The organism is Rhodoferax sp., assembly GCF_039922535.1.
Classification (GTDB): domain Bacteria; phylum Pseudomonadota; class Gammaproteobacteria; order Burkholderiales; family Burkholderiaceae_C; genus Rhodoferax_B.
This window is the reverse complement of sequence record NZ_JBDTEM010000083.1, coordinates 1-16,436: the sequence shown is the minus strand read 5'-3', so window position 1 is coordinate 16,436 and position 16,436 is coordinate 1. Positions and strand designations below refer to the sequence as shown.

Below are 16,436 nucleotides of genomic sequence, written 5' to 3'. Positions count from 1 at the left end.
GAATCTTTGAGCCAGCCCATGAGCCGCGAGCGCCTGCGCGTGGTGCTGGAAGCCATCACGCCCAACGCCACGCTGGACATTGAAATAGGCAGCGTGGCCGACAGCCCGGCCAAGCGCAATGCGGCGGCAGCCAACGAAAAACAGCGCATCGCGGAAGAGATCATCATGGGTGATCCGCTGGTGCAATCCCTCATGCGAGACTACGGCGCGAAAATTGTGCCGGGCACGCTGAAACCCCTTTAATTTCAACTACTTACTTAGGAAACACCATGTTCAACAAAGGACAACTCGCCGGCCTCATGAAGCAAGCCCAGGCCATGCAAGACAACATGAAAAAAGCCCAGGACGAACTGGCTTTTGTCGAAGTCACGGGTGAGTCCGGTGCCGGTTTGGTCAAGGTCGTGATGACCTGCAAGCACGACGTGAAACGCATCACCATTGACCCAAGTCTGCTGGCCGACGACAAAGACATGCTGGAAGACCTGGTCGCCGCCGCCTTCAACGCCGCAGTGCGCAAAGCCGAAGAAACCAGCCAGGAAAAGATGGGCAAGTTGACCGCAGGCATGCCCGGCCTCCCCGGTGGCATGAAATTCCCGTTCTGATCGGATTTATGCTTTTTAGGCCGCTAGCGCAGGTAGAACCTGCGCGGGCAGCTACTGAAAATGTAGCAGTCGGTACAAAGGGCTTGGATGTCTGATTCCAGTGCCTTGAACGCTTTGATCCAGGGCTTGCGCCGCCTGCCGGGCGTGGGCGTGAAGTCGGCCTCGCGCATGGCGTTTCACCTGCTGCAGCACGACCGCGAGGGTGCGCAGCTGCTGTCCCAGGCTTTGGCGCAGGCGGCGGGCAATGTGAAGCACTGCGCGCTGTGCTACACCTTCACCGAAGAAGACATCTGCGACACCTGCCAGGACGAAACCCGCGATGCCAGCAAACTGTGCGTGGTGGAGAACCCGGCCGACCAGTCGGCCGTAGAGCGCACGGCGGCATTTAAGGGTCTGTACTTTGTGCTGATGGGCAAAATCAGCCCCTTGGACGGGGTAGGGCCCAAAGACATCGGTCTGCAAAAGCTCATCGACCGCGCCTGCAACGGCTTGGTGCAAGAAGTCATTTTGGCTACCAACTTCACGGCCGAGGGCGAGGCTACGGCCCACGTCATCAGCGTGGCCCTGAAGGCGCGGGGCTTGCAGGTGACGCGGCTGGCGCGCGGCGTGCCGGTGGGCAGCGAGCTGGAATATGTCGATTTGGGCACCATCGCCCACGCATTCGTAGACAGGCGTTAACCCTTAAGCCAAACCGTTACGGGCAAACCCCGACGGGGATGCTCCCAATGTGTAACAAATGGATGAGCCTTATGCTGGCGCAAATACTGCCCACATGTCCATCCGTCCACTTCCCCGCCGTTCTTTTGTGGCTGCTGCCTTGCTGGCCGCGGGTTTCCATGCGACATCCACCCGCGCCCAGACCAAGCTGGAAAAGCCCCGGCTCACGCTGACCGTGGACGGCGAAGCCGCGCTCTACCACCTGCCGTTGACGATTGCCGACCAATTGGGTTACTTCAAGGCCGAGGGCCTGGAGGTGGAGATCAGCGACATGGTGGGTGGCATGCGCTCACCCCAGGCGCTGCTTGGCCGAACGGCTGACGTGTTTGCCGGGGCGTTTGAAAACACCATCACCGGCCAGGCCAAGGGCCAAATCTTGCAGTCGTTTGTACTGCAAGGCCGGGCACCGCAAATAGCGCTGGGGGTGTCGACCCACAACATGCCCGGCTACCGCGTATTGTCCGACCTGCGGGGTAAAAAAATTGGCGTGGGGGCGCTAGGTACTCCGTCGCACATGGTGGCGAACGTGGTGTTAGCGCGAGCCGGCGTGGGCCCTGGCGAGGTGCAGTTTGTGGGCATTGGTTCGGCGGGCGGGGCTTTGTGGGCCTTGCGCTCTGGCGAGATCGACGCGATTTGCAATACCGACCCGGTGATGGGCATGCTGGAGCAAAAAAACGACATCAGAATAGTGTCGGACACCCGTACGCTGAAAGGCACGCTGGAGGTGTTTGGCGCAGCCATGCCAGCTGCCTGCGTTTACGCCCCGCTGGAATTCATCCGCAAGAACCCCAATACCGTGCAGGCGTTGACCAATGCCATGGTGCATGCGATGAAATGGCTGCAAACCGCGGGCCCCAGTGACATCGTCAAAAGGGTGCCCGAAAGCTATTTCTTGGGCGACCGCGCGGCCTACTTGGCGGCCTTCAACAAGGCCCGTGAAGCGATTTCACCCGACGGGCTGCTGCCCGAAGACGGCCCCCAAACCGCTTTGATGGCTCTGGGTAGATTTGACCCGCTGGTCAAGGCCACCCGCATCGACCTGGGCCGGACCTACACCAACGACTTTGCCCGGCGCTCTAAAGAGCGTTTCAGAGCCTGAATTGGCTCACTCCCAGTCTTCAGTGCTGCGCATCTTTCGCCACCCCCCCCTCGTATCGGTTTGAAAAACCGATACGACATGCAGGGGGCAACACCGGCGGCCTGGCGGAGCCAGTTCCGCGTTGTTCTGGAACGGGCGTTACTAAAGAGTATCTCTGCGTTTTAAGGCGCTGCCGCTGATGGCGTCAGCGTAAGAAGCTATTTAACTAGTAGCAAAACCGCTATTTCTTGCGGGTGGTTTTGACCACCTTGTCTTTGTCGGAGCGGTTGGATTTTCGGGTGGCGGTGGCCTTGGAGGCCGGGGCCGCTTTTTCGGAGGAGCGTGCGGTGGCCTGGACTTTGCTGCGGACTGCACTGCGGCTGGTCGCCATGCGCACGGGCAGGTACAGCACGACCTGCTGCCCGACTTTGAAGCCTGCGTTGACCTTGAGGTCGTTCCAGTCGGCCACATTGCTGGCACTGACACCGTAGCGCTTGGCAATGCTGGCCACGGTGTCGCGCTTGCCCGCCTTGACGGCGGCTTTGCGGTTGACGATCTCGGGGGACAGGCTGAGCTGGGCGGTGTCGGCCACGTGTTCGCTCACGTCTTGCATGGTGGCCGAGCGGGGCACGATCAGCGCCGATCCGGCCTTGATCAGCATGCGTGGCGGGATGTTGTTGACGCTGCGCAGGTCGTATTCGCTCATACCCACCTGCTGGGCGGCGGCGCTGACACTCATGGTGCTGGGGGCCGTCCAGGCCGTCCAGCTGGCGTACTGGCCCTGAGTGTAGGCATCGTAATTGCGGGTAAATACGTTGGCGTTGTCCCACGGCAGCAGGATTTGCGGCGTACCGGCCGCCAGGATCACCATGCGGTGCGAGGAAGGGTTTAGTGCTTTGAAATCTTCCAGCCTCACGTCGGCTAGCTTGGCGGCCAGGGTCACGTCGATGTCGTGCGAGATGTCCACGGTTTGGAAATAAGGGTGGTTTTCAATCAGCGGCAGCTCGGTGCCAAACAGGTCCGGGTTGGCAATAATGTTCTTTACGGCCTGCAGCTTGGGCACGTACAGCCGGGTTTCGGCGGGCATGTTCAGCTCGGAATAGCTGATGCCTAGGCCCAATTTCTGGTTGCGGGCAATGGCGCGGCTGACACTGCCTTCGCCCCAGTTGTAGGCAGCCAGCGCCAGTTGCCAGTCGCCAAACATGCCGTACAGCTTTTGCAGGTAATCCAGGGCGGCGCGGGTCGATGCCAGCACGTCGCGCCGGTCGTCGCGGAAGATGTTTTGCTTCAGCTCAAAGTAGTTGCCGGTGGCCGGCATGAACTGCCACATGCCGGCCGCTTTGGCGCTGGACACGGCCTGCGGGTTGAAGGCGCTTTCGATGTAAGGCAGCAAGGCCAATTCGGTCGGCATGCCGCGGCGTTCCAGTTCTTCCACCACGTAGAACAGGTATTTGCTGGACCGCTCGGTCATGCGCTGCATGTAGTCCGGGCGGGTGGCGTACCACTGCTCGCGGTCCTGCACCAGGTCGCTTTCCAGGTTGGGCATGGCAAAGCCACGGCGGATGCGCTCCCACAGGTCGGCCGGGGCCTTGAGCTGGGCGACACCGCGTGAAGCGGCATCGGCGGCGGTGATGGGTTGCAGCGCTCCGCGGGGATACACAGCGGTATGGGGCGGTACAAGTGCCTGTTTCGGGTCCGTTGCGGGAACTGTGGCAGATGGAGTGGAATGGGCCCCACCGGCGGTGGGTGTCCCGACGGTGGCGCAGCCGGTCAGCCACAAAAGGGTGGACAGGCCAGCAAGGTGGATAAATTTCATTAAAACTGGTTCTTCCAGGTGCGAAGTGCGCCTAACACGCTGGCTTCGTCGAGGGTGGATGCATCAAACGCCCGCGCGGCCTGTTGGACCGCGGTACAGCGCGTGCGCAAAAATGGATTGATTTTGAGTTCCAGAGCGATGCTGGAGGGCAAGGTGGGCACATCGGCCGCACGCTTGGCCACACACTCGGCCTGGTATTGAGCCAGCGCGGCGTTGTCTGGTTCCACGGCGCGGGCAAATTTCAGGTTACCCAATGTGTATTCGTGGGTGCAGCATACCCGGGTGTTACCGGGCAGGGCGGCCAAAGCACTCAGCGAGACCAGCATTTGCGCCGGTGTGCCTTCAAACAACCGCCCGCAGCCGCCCGAAAACAGCGTGTCGCCGCAAAACAGCAGCGGCGCGCCCTCCCAGTCGGGCGCAAAGTAGGCAATGTGCCCGGCGGTGTGGCCGGGTACGTCGATCACCTCAAAAGCAATGCCGAGGGCCGAGATACGCTCACCCTGGCTGAGTTTGTGCAGCGGCGCGGGGATGCGCTCACGGGCTGGGCCGTACACCGAGGCACCGGTGGCATCGCGCAATGCGTCCACGCCGCCCACGTGGTCGGCATGGTGGTGCGTGACTAGAATGGCCTCCAACTGCAGGCCATGCTGCTGCAGCGCGTGAAATACGGGCTGTGCGTCGCCCGGGTCCACCACCAGCGCACGCTGTCCATCGTGCACCATCCAGATGTAGTTATCGGTAAAAGCAGGCAGGGCAAGCAAGTTCATGGGCAGTGAAATTATAAGTTTGCACGAATGGTTGAAGACCCCGCCGGGCCAGTATCTGCTGGACTGGGAGCGGGGGCGCTTCGACGAGGCGGTCGCCGATGTATTTGGCTACCACGCGCTCCAGCTTGGGCTGCCAGAGTTACCTGGGCTGCAGAATAACCGCATACCGCACCGCTGGCTGGCCACCGATGCCCTGCGGCCGCCCTCCATGGCCGATTCTGCGCCGGCTTCGCCCTGCTTGGTGACCGATTTCGCCGCTTTACCTTTTTCAGAAAACAGCCTCGATCTGCTCTTGCTGCCCCACGCGCTGGAACTCAGTCCCGACCCCCACGCCACCCTGCGCGAGGTCGAACGGGTGCTGGTGCCTGAGGGCCGGGTGGTGATTTCAGGCCTGAACCCGATGAGCCTGTGGGGCCTGCGCCAAAGCCGCACCCGGCTGCTGCACCGCCTGCGCCTGGGCGAAAACGACCTGCCCGAGGTCGGCGAATCGATTGGCTACTGGCGTTTGCGCGACTGGCTGCGCCTGCTGAGTTTTGAGGTGGAGTCGGTGCAGTTTGGCTGCTACCGGCCCGCCGCCCGCAGTGCTGCGTGGCTAGACCGCATGCGTTGGATGGACCGCGCGGGCGAGCGCTACTGGCCGATTTTGGGCTCAATCTACTTTGTGGTGGCTGTCAAGCGGGTGCGCGGCATGCGTTTGATGGGCCCCAGTTGGAAGGCATCCAAGGCCCTGGCCAACGCGCCGGTGCCGATTGCGAACAAAGGCCGCCACCGTAGCCATTAACTTTCACGTGGTGCATCTGGTAAAAACGACGCTTTGTTAGTTGAATTAGAAAGCTGTATTTGAACCACGTAGATATGTATACCGACGGTGCCTGCAAAGGCAACCCTGGCCCCGGCGGCTGGGGCGTTTTGCTGACCTGGAGCGGCACCGAGAAAGAACTGTTTGGCGGCGAGCTGGCCACCACCAACAACCGCATGGAAATGATGGCTGTGATCGAAGGCCTGGGTGCTTTGAAGCAACCCTGCAGCATCACCCTGTACATCGACAGCCAGTACGTGCTCAAGGGCATGACCGAATGGCTCAAGGGCTGGAAAGCCCGCGGCTGGCTCACAGCCTCTAAAGAACCGGTGAAGAACGTTGACCTGTGGCAACGGCTAGACACGCTGGTGAATACCGCCGGGCACAAGATCGACTGGCGCTGGGTCAAGGGCCATGCGGGCCACCCCGGCAACGAACGCGCCGACGCGCTGGCCAACCGGGGCGTGGATGTTGCCCTGGGCAAACGGTAATTCAGCGCATGGCGGACCACAGCTTTCTTTGGCACGACTACGAAACCTTTGGTGCCAATGCCCGGCGGGACCGCCCAGCCCAGTTTGCGGCCATCCGCACCGATGCCGATCTGAACGAGATCGGTGCGCCGATGATGCTGTACTGCCAGCCCGCCCCCGACTTCCTGCCCGACCCGCAGTCTTGCCTGATCACCGGCATCACCCCGCAGATCTGCCTGCAGCGCGGTGTGACCGAGGCCGCGTTTGCCGACCAGATCGAGCAGGCCTTCAGCCAACCCGGCACCATCGGTGTGGGCTACAACACCATCCGCTTCGACGACGAGATCACGCGGTTCATGTTTTGGCGCAACCTGATCGACCCCTACGCCCGCGAATGGCAAAACGACTGTGGCCGCTGGGATTTGCTGGACGTGGTACGCACCGCCTACGCCTTGCGCCCGGACGGCATCCAATGGCCCACCAAACCCGATGGCAGCCCCAGCTTTAAATTAACCGAGCTCAGTGCGGCCAATGGCCTGCTGCACGAAGCCGCACACGATGCCTTGTCCGACGTGCGCGCCACCATCGCCCTGGCCCGTCTGATCCGCAGCGCCCAGCCGCGCCTGTTCGACTTTTGCCTGGGCTTGCACAAAAAAGACCGTGTGGCCGCCGAGCTGGGCCTGCCGACCACGTTGCAAACGGCCAAGCCGTTTCTGCACATCTCCGGCATGTTCCCGGCGCAGCAAGGCTGCCTGGCGCTGATGTGGCCGCTGGCCATGCACCCGAACAACAAAAACGAGCTGATTGCCTGGGACCTGGCCCACAGCCCGGCCGAACTGGCCCAGATGGACGCCGACGACATCCGCCTGCGCCTGTTCAGCAAGGCCGAAGACCTGCCCGAAGGCGTGGCCCGCTTGCCCATCAAAACCATCCACCTGAACAAGTCGCCCATGGTGGTGTCTAACTTGAAAACCCTGTCGCCCGAACTGGCCACCCGCTGGGGCCTGGTGGGCGACACGCTGCGCGCCCACGCAGCCGAGGTGCGCGCATTGCCCGATATGAGCGCCATCTGGCCTGCAGTTTTCAGCCGCCCGGCCGACGAGCCGCGGGATGTGGACGAAGACCTGTACGGTGGCTTCGTGGGCTTTGAGGACCGCCGCCGCCTGAATGACCTGCGCGCGCTGTCGCCCGAAAAATTGGCCGATGCCCGCGCCAGCTTCGACGACGAACGCCTGGGCGAGCTGCTGTTTCGCTACCGCGCCCGCAACTTTCCGGCCACGCTCAGCCCCGAAGAAGCCGCCCGCTGGGAAGCCCACCGCGCCGCGCGCCTGTTTGACGGGGAGGGTGGTGCCCGCACGCTGGAAGGCCTGTTCGGCGAGATCGACGCCCTGTCGGAAACCGCAGACGAGCGCGGCGAAGAGATTCTGGGTGCCTTGTACGATTACGCCGAAGCCATCGCCCCCGATCGCGACTAACCAGGATTCACCACAGCCATGGCCAAAAGTTTCAGCAGCCTATGGTTGAAAAGCCTGACCCGTATCGCCAATACCCAGCAGAAAAAGCTGGTCCGCAGCATGGCGGCGGCGACCAAAAAAGCCACCAAGGCCGCAGTCAAGAAGGCGCTGGCGCCTGCTAAACCAGCGCCCAGGCCCAAACCCGCGGCAAAGCCCGCCCCTCAATCCGCCGCAAGATCGGCCACCAAACCCGCCACCAAACCCGCCGCCAAGCCCGCGCCGCCCGCAGTCGCGCTGCCCGGCAGCTGGACGCGTTCCTTCTTCGCCGCGCCCAACGGCCAGCGCATGACCTACTGGCTGTACCTGCCGCAGCGCGACAAGGCACAGGCCCTCAAACCGCTGCCGCTGGTCGTCATGCTGCACGGCTGCACCCAGACGGCCCCCGAATTCGCCCAGGGCAGCCGCATGAACGCCCTGGCCCAGCGCAAAGGCTTCGCCGTGCTTTACCCGCAGCAGTTGGTGACGATAGATGCCCACCGCTGCTGGCAGTGGTACCAGCGCGCCACCCAAAACGGCGGCGGCGAGGCAGCTTTGGTAGCGGGCATGGTCACCCAGGTGGTGGCTAAGCTGGGGCTGGACGCAAGCCGGGTCTACCTGGCGGGTATTTCGGCGGGTGCGGCGCTGGCCCAGATCATCGCGCTGCGCTACCCCTTTCGTGTCGCCGCCGTGGGCCTGCATTCTGGTCCGGTGTTTGGTACCGCCGATAGCCGCATGAAGGCCTTTGGCGCCATGCAAACCGGCGGTGGCACCCATGTGGCGCAGGCCGTGCAGGCCACGGTGGAGGGCGGCGGCTTCCCACGCATGCCCGCCATCGTCCTGCACGGCGAGGCCGATAAAGTGGTGCGCATCGTCAACCAGCAGCAGGTGGCGCAGCAGTTTCTCCGGGTCAACGGCATTGCTGATCTGGCCCCTGTGACCACCCATACCCCCGCCCGCCCCAAGGGCCGCAGCCCGCGCCACGCCTTCCAGACGCAAGACTACCGCGTGGGCCGCAAACCCATCGTATCGGTGTGTCGCATTGCCGGGCTAGAGCACGCCTGGAGCGGCGGCGACGGCACGCTGCGCTTCAACGACAGCGTGGGGCCGGATGCCAGTGCGCTGTTGTGGGCGTTTTTTGCCAAACACCGGCGGCTGCGCACGGTGAAGTGATTTGCTATTTTTTAAATAGCTGCTTGCGCAGGTTCTATCTGCGCCAGGGCCCGTTTTGATTCAAAGATAAATACAGCTTACCAGCCCAGCACATCGAACAGCGCGGGTACGCCGTCCAGCGCGGGCAGAGTGGCATCGGGTGTGTAGTCGGGCAGCGGGCTGCGGCGGCCCCGGTCGATCCAGACGCAGCGAAAGCCGATGTCGCGCGCGGCGGCGTGGTCCAGGTGCGGGCTGGCGCAGATGTGCACCACGTCTTCCTTGGCCACCTGCAACTGGGCGTGGGCGAAGTCGAACAACGGACGCGCGGGCTTGTAGGCCCCGGCTTGCTGGGCGGTGATGACCCGGTCGATGGTGCCGCCCAGTTGGGCCACGTTGCCCGCAATGATGTCGTCGTCGGTGTTGGAAATGATGCACAGCCTAAAGCCGCGCGCCTTCAGTTGCTGCAGCGTGGCCACGACTTCGGGGAAGGGCGGCATGCTGCCGATGCGCTCGGTCAGGCGGCGGGCATCGTCGGCATCGCCAACCAAGCCCAGTTCGGCCAACGCCAACTGCAAGGCGGTGCCCGAGACTTCGCGGAAAGAACGGTGCGGCGGGGTTTGCTCCAGCGCGTGTTCGTGCCGGTCGTGCAGGGCGATGAGCCGGGCCGGGTCGATTTGCGGGGCATTCTTGCGTTGCAAGATCTCAGCAAACACGGCTTGCAGGCCTTCATCCCACTGGATCAAGGTGCCGTAGCAGTCGAAGGTGAGCCACTGGGGCCGGGGTGTGTGGTTTAGCGTCATGGGGAATAGAGGGAGTGGAGCCAGGCCGCACTGTGCGGCAGGCATTGGATATTTGCAAATTGATTTAATATCTATTTTTAAGTTGAATATCCACTGACAAACGCCATGCTCGACCTTGATCTGCTCAAAACCCTGGTCTGCGTGGTGGACGAGTGCAGTTTTACCCGTGCCGCCGAGCGGGTGCACCGCACGCAGTCCACCGTCAGCCAGCAGATTTTGCGGCTGGAGGACAGCGTGGGCCACCCCTTGCTGCACCGCGACCGCACCGGCAAAAATGTCATTCCCACCGAGCGTGGCGAGCTGCTGGCCGCCTACGCCCGCCGACTGCTGGCCATTGCCCAGGAGGCCGAAGACGCGCTGGCCAGCCCGGCGGCGCTGGCACCGGTGCGCATCGGGCTGCCCGAAGACTTTGACCCGCGCCGGATGACGGCCATCTTGGCGGGCTTTTTGGCCATTGCGCCCGAGGTGCGGCTGGAAACCACCAGCGGCATGGGCAGCGATTTGCAGCGCGCCGTGGACGCGGGCAGCATCGACCTGGCCTTGCTTAAACGCGAGCCGGGCAGCGGGCCGTGCATCGCATCCTGGCCCGAGCCTTTGGCCTGGGCCGCCGGGCCCCAGGGTTTTCCGACGGGCGACACGGTGCCGCTGGCGGTGTTTCCGCTTGGCTGCATCTACCGGCTGCGGGCCATCCGCGCGCTGGAGACGGCGGGCAGGCGCTGGCGCATTGTGTTTGGCAGCCACAGCCTGGCGGGTATCCAGGCGGCGGTGTCGTCCGGCCTGGCCGTCAGCGTATTGCCCACCCGTGCCTTGCTGGCCGGGCACCGCGTGCTGGGCCTCGCCGACGGCTACCCCGAGGTGTCCGCCAGCGAGCTGGCCCTGGTAGCTGCCGCGTTGCCCTTGACCGCCGCCCAGCGCCGTCTGGCCGACTACCTGTGTGCGGCAATGGCGGCAGACGCGGTGGGATAGGTTTTGGATTTATTGCTACGTAAAATATAGCTGCCAGCGCAGGTACTATATGCGCTGGAACCGTATTTTTCATAAATAACCGCCTAGGGGAAACTCCTAGGAAATTTGGCCGTAACCCGTCAGTAACTGGTAAAAAAGCCCGCCCATAATCCAGCCAACAAAATAAACCTGCCACCGGATTTCGGCGCGTAGGCAACGGAGGCTATGTATGCTTAGTACACACCCTTACCAGCAGGGCCTGGAGAAGAATTCCGCCAATTTTGTGGCGCTGTCGCCGCTGAGCTATATCGAGCGCTCGGCCCATGTCTACCCCGAGCGGCTGGCTGTTATTTACGGCGAGCGCCGCCAAACCTGGGCCACCACCTACAACCGCTGCCGCCAACTGGCCAGCGCGTTGCAAGCCCGGGGCGTGGGCACCGGCGACACCGTGGCCGTGATGCTGCCCAATGTGCCCGCCATGCTGGAAGCCCACTTTGCCGTGCCGATGGCGGGTGCGGTACTCAACACCCTGAACACCCGGCTGGATGCCGAAGCCATCGCCTTCATGCTGCAGCATGGCGAGGCCACGGTGCTGCTGACCGACCGTGAATTCGCCAGCGTGGTGGAAAAAGCGTTGGCCATTCTGGGGGACAAGCGCCCCTTTGTGGTGGAGGTGGAAGATGCCCTGGCCCCGCCCGGCAAGGCGCTGGGCGACGTGGATTACGAGAGCTTCATCGCCCAGGGCGACCCGCAGTTCGCCTGGCAACTGCCCCCCGACGAGTGGGACGCGATTGCCCTGAACTACACCTCGGGCACCACCGGCAACCCCAAGGGCGTGGTCACCCACCACCGCGGCGCCTATTTGAACGCGGCCAACAATGTGCTGTCGTGGCAGCTGCCGCACCACGCGGTGTACCTTTGGACGCTGCCCATGTTCCACTGCAACGGCTGGTGCTTACCCTGGACCATGGCCTTGGTGGCGGGCACCAGCGTGTGCCTGCGCCGGGTGGACCCGGCGGTCATCTTCCCCCTGATACGCGAACACGCTATTACCCACCTGTGCGGCGCGCCCATCGTCTACAGCATGCTGGTGCATGCACCCGCCGCCTTGCGTGAAGGCATCGAGCACATCGTGCAGGGCCTGATTGCCGGGGCCGCGCCGCCCGCCGCGGTGATCGAAGGCTGCGAAAACATCGGCATCCGCATCACCCACGTCTACGGCTTGACCGAGGTCTACGGCCCGGCGGCGGTCTGCGCCCAGCAAGATGCCTGGACCGGCCTGCCTGCCGAAGAGCGCGCCCGCCTCAATGCCCGCCAGGGCGTGGCTTACCCGCTGCAGCAGTCCATGGCCGTGCTAGACCCCGAAACCCTGGTGCCTGTGCCTGCTGACGGCGTGACCATGGGCGAAATCTTCTTTCGCGGCAACATCGTGATGAAGGGCTACCTGAAAAACCCTGCGGCCACCGCCGAGGCTTTTAGGGGCGGCTGGTTCCATACCGGTGACCTGGCGGTGCTACACCCCGACGGCTACGCCCAGATCAAGGACCGCAGCAAGGACATCATCATCTCGGGCGGCGAAAACATCTCGTCCATCGAGGTGGAAGACGTGCTGCACCGCCACCCGGCGGTGATGCTGGCAGCGGTAGTAGCCCAGTTGGATGAGAAATGGGGTGAGGTACCGTGCGCATTTGTCGAACTGAAGCCCGATGCGCAGGCCACCGAGGAAGACATTATTGTGTTTTGCCGCACGCTGCTGGCCCGGTTCAAGGTGCCAAAACGGGTGGTTTTCGGGCCTTTGCCTAAAACATCGACAGGCAAGATTCAAAAGTTCGTGCTGCGCGCACAAACAAAATAGGAACCGCATGGCGAACGACATTATTTTGCAAACTACGGGGTTGACCAAGGAGTTCCTCGGCTTTGCCGCTGTCTCCAAGGTGGATCTGAAGGTGCAGCGCGGCAGCATCCACGCGCTGATCGGCCCCAACGGTGCGGGCAAGACGACCGTGTTCAACCTGCTGACCAAATTTATCCAGCCCACCCAGGGGCAGATCCAGTTCAACGGGGTGGACATTACCCGCGAAACCCCGATCCAGGTGGCGCGCCGGGGCATGGTGCGGTCGTTCCAGATTTCGGCCACCTTTGGCCACCTCACGGCGCTAGAAAACGTGCGCGTGGCCTTGCAGCGCAAGCGCGGCGACTCGTTTAACTTCTGGTCGTCGGTGCGGCGGCTGGACGCGCTCAATGGCCGCGCCATGGCCTTGCTGGAGGAGGTGGATTTGCAAACTTTTGCCGACACTGTGGCAGTAGAAATGCCCTATGGCCGCAAGCGCGCGCTAGAGATCGCCACTACGCTGGCGCTGGAGCCCGAGTTGATGCTGCTGGACGAACCCACCCAGGGCATGGGCCACGAGGACGTAGGCCGGGTGGTGGCGCTGATCCGCAAGGTGTCTAAAAACCGCACTATTTTGATGGTGGAACACAACCTGTCGGTGGTGGAGTCGCTGTGCGACACCATCACCGTGCTGCAGCGCGGCAGCGTGCTGGCCGAGGGCAACTACGCCACCGTGTCGCAAGACCCACGCGTGCTGGAAGCCTATGTGGGGGTGGAAGCATGAGTAATACGGGTAAAGAAGTCTTGCGCCTGAAAGGCCTGCATGCCTACTACGGCGAGTCGCACATCTTGCACGGCATCGACCTGCATGTGAACACCGGCGAGCTGGTCACCTTGCTGGGCCGCAACGGCGCGGGCCGCTCCACCACGCTAAAGGCTATTTTGGGCCTGGTGGGCAAGCGCACCGGCTCCATCCAGTTCAATGGGCAAGAGATCACCGGCCTGGCCCCGCACCTCATCGCCCGCCTGGGCGTGGGCTTTTGCCCGGAAGAGCGCGGCATCTTCGCCGGCCTGTCCACCGAAGAAAACCTGCTGCTGCCGCCCATCGTGGCCCCCGGCGGCATGACGCTGGACGAGATCTACACCCTGTTTCCCAACCTGCTGGAGCGGCGCAACAGCCCCGGCACGCGTTTGTCGGGCGGCGAGCAGCAGATGCTGGCCATGGCGCGGATTTTGCGCACCGGGGCCAAAACCCTGCTGCTGGACGAAATCACCGAAGGCCTGGCCCCGGTGATCGTCAAAAAGCTGGGCGAGGTGATCCGCCTGCTGAAAACCCGGGGCTACACCATCGTGCTGGTGGAGCAGAATTTTCGCTTTGCCGCCCCGTTGGCGGACCGGCATTACGTGCTGGAGCATGGCCAGGTGGCCATGGTGGTGCACAAGGACGAGCTGGCAGACAAGACCAGCGCGATGCAGGCCCTGCTAGGGGTTTGATTCCATTTTTTTCAATGTTGACCAGAGGAGACTTCCCATGAACTTCAAACTCAAACCCCTTGCCCAAGCTGTTGGCTTGTCGATGTTGCTGGCCACCGCCGCCCAGGCCCAGGTGTCCGACGGCGTGGTCAAAATCGGCGTGCTGACCGACCTGTCGGGCACCTATTCCGACCTGGCCGGCCCGGGTGCAGTGCTGGCCACCAAGATGGCCATCGACGACTTTGTGGCTGCTGAAAAGCCCAGCTTCAAGGTGGAAATGGTCGCTGCCGACCACCAAAACAAGGGCGATATTGCCGCCAACAAAGCCCGTGAATGGGTCGAACGCGACAAGGTGGACGTGCTGACCGAGCTGGTCACCAGCTCCACCGCGTTGGCGGTGCAAAAAATTGGCAAAGAAAAGAACAAGCTGGTGCTGATCAACGGCGCGGGCTCCACGGCCATCACCAACGAAGCCTGCAACGATGTCACCGTGCACTGGGCCTACGACACCTATGCGGTGGCCAACGGCACGGGCAAGGCGGTGACCAAGGCCGGTGGCAAGAAATGGTTCTTCCTGACCGCCGACTACGCCTTTGGCCAAGCATTGGAAAAAGACGCTTCGGATGTCGTCAAGGCCAATGGCGGCGAGGTGGTGGGCAGCGTGCGCCATCCATTCCCGTCGTCCGACTTTTCGTCCTTCCTGCTCAAAGCGCAGTCGTCGGGCGCGCAGATCATCGGCCTGGCCAATGCAGGCGGTGACACGGTCAACGCCATCAAGCAGGCGGCCGAGTTCGGCATCACCCCCAAGCAGCAATTGGCCGGCTTGCTGATGTTCATCACCGACATCCACGCCCTGGGCCTGAAGACCACCCAGAACATGTACCTGACCGAAGGTTTCTACTGGGATCTGAACGACCAGACCCGGGCCTGGTCCAAGCGCTTTTTTGACCAGCACAAACGCATGCCCACCATGGTGCAGGCCGGGCAATATTCGTCCACCATGCACTACCTGAAGGCGGTCAAAGCCATCAACAGCGACGACACCGCCAAGGTGATGGCGCAGATGAAGAAGATGCCGGTCAACGACTTCTTCGCCAAGAACGGCAGCATCCGCGACGATGGCCGCATGGTCCACGACATGTACCTGATGCAGGTTAAGACCCCGGCCGAATCGAAAACGCCGTGGGACTACTACAAGGTGAAAGCGGTGATTCCGGCTGCCGAGGCCTTCCAGCCGCTGTCGGCATCGCGCTGCCCCTTAATCAAAAAGTAAGTTGAGTTCCCCAGGGCCTTAGTGGCCCTGGATTTTTTGAGCTACCTGGGAAACACCCGTTATGGACATCTTCGGCATACCGTCACCCGCGTTTTTCGGCCAGCTTTTGCTGGGGCTGATCAACGGCTCGTTTTATGCCATCTTGAGCCTGGGCCTGGCCATCATTTTTGGCTTGCTCAACATCATCAACTTTGCCCACGGCGCGCAGTACATGGTGGGTGCGTTTGTGGCCTGGATGGCGCTGACCTGGCTGGGCATTGGCTACTGGTGGTCGCTGATTTTGTCGCCGCTGGCGGTAGGAGCGGTGGCGGTGGTAATCGAGCGCACCATGCTGCGCCATCTTTATAAGCTGGACCACCTGTACGGGCTGCTGCTGACCTTTGGGCTGGCACTGATTGCCGAGGGCGTGTTCAAAAACTATTTCGGCGTGTCCGGCTCGTCCTACGAGGTGCCCGAGCTGCTGCAGGGCGGCATGAACCTGGGCTTCATGTACCTGCCTATCTACCGTGCCTGGGTGGTGGTGGCGGCCATGACCGTGTGTTTCAGTGCCTGGTACGCCATTGAGCGCACCAGCCTGGGCGCCACGCTGCGCGCCGCTACCCAGCGGCCGGATCTGGTACAGGCCCTGGGCATCAACGTGCCAGTACTGTTGACGGCCACCTACGCCGCTGGTGCCGCGCTGGCCGCCTTTGCCGGGGTGCTGGCCGCGCCGATCCAGCAGGTGAACCCGGTGATGGGCTCGAACCTGATCATCGTGGTGTTTGCGGTGGTGGTGATTGGCGGCATGGGGTCCATCCTGGGCTCTATCCTCACCGGGCTGGGCCTGGGCGTGATCGAGGGGCTGACCAAGGTGTTCTACCCCGAAGCGTCGGCGGTGGTGATTTTTGTGGTGATGGTGCTGGTGCTGCTGGTCAAGCCTGCAGGCCTGTTTGGCAAACAAGCTTGAAAGAAGATTGATGACAACTGTTTCTTCCATGTCCGAACGCCAGCGCACCGTGTGGATGTTTGTGGCGCTGATCGTCGTCGGCTCCATCGCGCCCTTCGTGCTGTACCCCACGTTTTTGATGAAGGTGCTGTGCTTTGCGCTGTTTGCCTGCGCCTTCAACCTGCTGCTGGGCTTTGCCGGGTTGCTGTCGTTCGGGCACGCGGCCTTCTTTGGTGGCTCGGCCTACATCACCGGCTATTTATGCCGCGACCTGGGCCTGTCGCCCGAGCTGGGCCTG

16 protein-coding genes and 2 pseudogenes are annotated in these 16,436 nt (G+C 62.7%); 15 read left to right on the top strand and 3 right to left on the bottom strand.

The genetic code is table 11. The features are described from left to right. From ABI213_RS03550 to ABI213_RS03535, 4 genes and pseudogenes are all read left to right on the top strand, one after another. Positions 1–243, top strand: a pseudogene (locus tag ABI213_RS03550) (DNA polymerase III subunit gamma/tau); the annotation flags it as partial. Positions 244–269: 26 nt separating this feature from the next. After that, a complete protein-coding gene (locus ABI213_RS03545) occupies positions 270–602 on the top strand; it encodes a YbaB/EbfC family nucleoid-associated protein (protein WP_295959601.1) in 333 nt (110 codons plus the stop codon). Between the two features lie 87 nt (positions 603–689). Continuing rightward, entirely contained in the window at positions 690–1,280 is a 591-nt protein-coding gene (recR, locus tag ABI213_RS03540) for a recombination mediator RecR (RefSeq protein ID WP_348026129.1), read from the top strand. Between the two features lie 94 nt (positions 1,281–1,374). Next, the gene (locus tag ABI213_RS03535) at positions 1,375–2,418 is read left to right on the top strand and encodes an ABC transporter substrate-binding protein (protein ID WP_348006188.1); all 1,044 of its coding nucleotides are present in this window, start codon (positions 1,375–1,377) and stop codon (positions 2,416–2,418) included. A 220-nt stretch (positions 2,419–2,638) separates the two neighbouring features. Here the strand turns inward: ABI213_RS03535 and ABI213_RS03530 are convergent, their stop codons facing one another. Further along, positions 2,639–4,213, bottom strand: a complete 1,575-nt coding sequence (locus tag ABI213_RS03530; protein ID WP_348006187.1) for a transglycosylase SLT domain-containing protein — start codon at positions 4,211–4,213, stop codon at positions 2,639–2,641. Further along, positions 4,213–4,980, bottom strand: a complete 768-nt coding sequence (gloB, locus tag ABI213_RS03525; RefSeq protein WP_348006186.1) for a hydroxyacylglutathione hydrolase — start codon at positions 4,978–4,980, stop codon at positions 4,213–4,215. The genes ABI213_RS03530 and gloB overlap by 1 nt, the downstream gene beginning before the upstream one ends. On the opposite strand from gloB, the gene ABI213_RS03520 reads away from it, so the two are divergent. From ABI213_RS03520 to ABI213_RS03505, 4 genes are read left to right on the top strand one after another with little or no spacing between them, the layout of a single operon-like run. Continuing rightward, positions 4,979–5,761 carry a methyltransferase domain-containing protein gene (locus ABI213_RS03520; protein WP_348026127.1) on the top strand — a complete coding sequence of 261 codons (783 nt, stop codon included), beginning with the start codon at positions 4,979–4,981 and terminating at the stop codon, positions 5,759–5,761. The two genes, gloB and ABI213_RS03520, sit on opposite strands and share 2 nt — an antisense overlap. Positions 5,762–5,820: 59 nt before the next feature. Then, positions 5,821–6,270 (top strand): ribonuclease HI, encoded by a 450-nt coding sequence (gene rnhA / locus ABI213_RS03515; RefSeq protein WP_348006184.1) that lies wholly within the window; start codon positions 5,821–5,823, stop codon positions 6,268–6,270. Between the two features lie 8 nt (positions 6,271–6,278). Then, the gene (gene sbcB / locus ABI213_RS03510) at positions 6,279–7,724 is read left to right on the top strand and encodes an exodeoxyribonuclease I (protein WP_348006183.1); all 1,446 of its coding nucleotides are present in this window, start codon (positions 6,279–6,281) and stop codon (positions 7,722–7,724) included. 18 nt (positions 7,725–7,742) lie between these two features. After that, positions 7,743–8,912, top strand: a complete 1,170-nt coding sequence (locus ABI213_RS03505) for a PHB depolymerase family esterase (RefSeq protein WP_348006182.1) — start codon at positions 7,743–7,745, stop codon at positions 8,910–8,912. A 77-nt stretch (positions 8,913–8,989) separates the two neighbouring features. Here the strand turns inward: ABI213_RS03505 and ABI213_RS03500 are convergent, their stop codons facing one another. After that, positions 8,990–9,691: a haloacid dehalogenase type II gene (locus tag ABI213_RS03500; protein ID WP_348006181.1), complete on the bottom strand. Its 702-nt coding sequence runs from the start codon at positions 9,689–9,691 to the stop codon at positions 8,990–8,992. Positions 9,692–9,796: 105 nt separating this feature from the next. Here ABI213_RS03500 and ABI213_RS03495 point away from each other — a divergent pair, with 105 nt between their 5' ends. The 7 genes and pseudogenes from ABI213_RS03495 to ABI213_RS03465 all read left to right on the top strand — a co-directional run. After that, positions 9,797–10,657, top strand: coding sequence for a LysR substrate-binding domain-containing protein (locus ABI213_RS03495; RefSeq protein WP_348026125.1), 861 nt, complete (start codon positions 9,797–9,799; stop codon positions 10,655–10,657). A gap of 208 nt (positions 10,658–10,865) precedes the next feature. Then, the gene (locus tag ABI213_RS03490) at positions 10,866–12,491 is read left to right on the top strand and encodes an acyl-CoA synthetase (RefSeq protein ID WP_348026123.1); all 1,626 of its coding nucleotides are present in this window, start codon (positions 10,866–10,868) and stop codon (positions 12,489–12,491) included. Between the two features lie 7 nt (positions 12,492–12,498). After that, a complete protein-coding gene (locus ABI213_RS03485) occupies positions 12,499–13,251 on the top strand; it encodes an ABC transporter ATP-binding protein (RefSeq protein WP_348006178.1) in 753 nt (250 codons plus the stop codon). Beyond that, a complete protein-coding gene (locus tag ABI213_RS03480) occupies positions 13,248–13,961 on the top strand; it encodes an ABC transporter ATP-binding protein (RefSeq protein ID WP_348006177.1) in 714 nt (237 codons plus the stop codon). Before ABI213_RS03485 ends, ABI213_RS03480 begins: the two co-directional genes overlap by 4 nt. A gap of 37 nt (positions 13,962–13,998) precedes the next feature. Then, on the top strand, positions 13,999–15,213 hold the full coding sequence (locus ABI213_RS03475) for an ABC transporter substrate-binding protein (RefSeq protein ID WP_348006176.1): 1,215 nt from the start codon (positions 13,999–14,001) through the stop codon (positions 15,211–15,213). A gap of 61 nt (positions 15,214–15,274) precedes the next feature. Beyond that, entirely contained in the window at positions 15,275–16,159 is an 885-nt protein-coding gene (locus ABI213_RS03470) for a branched-chain amino acid ABC transporter permease (protein WP_348026121.1), read from the top strand. Between the two features lie 10 nt (positions 16,160–16,169). Continuing rightward, positions 16,170–16,436: pseudogene (locus ABI213_RS03465) on the top strand (hypothetical protein); the annotation flags it as partial.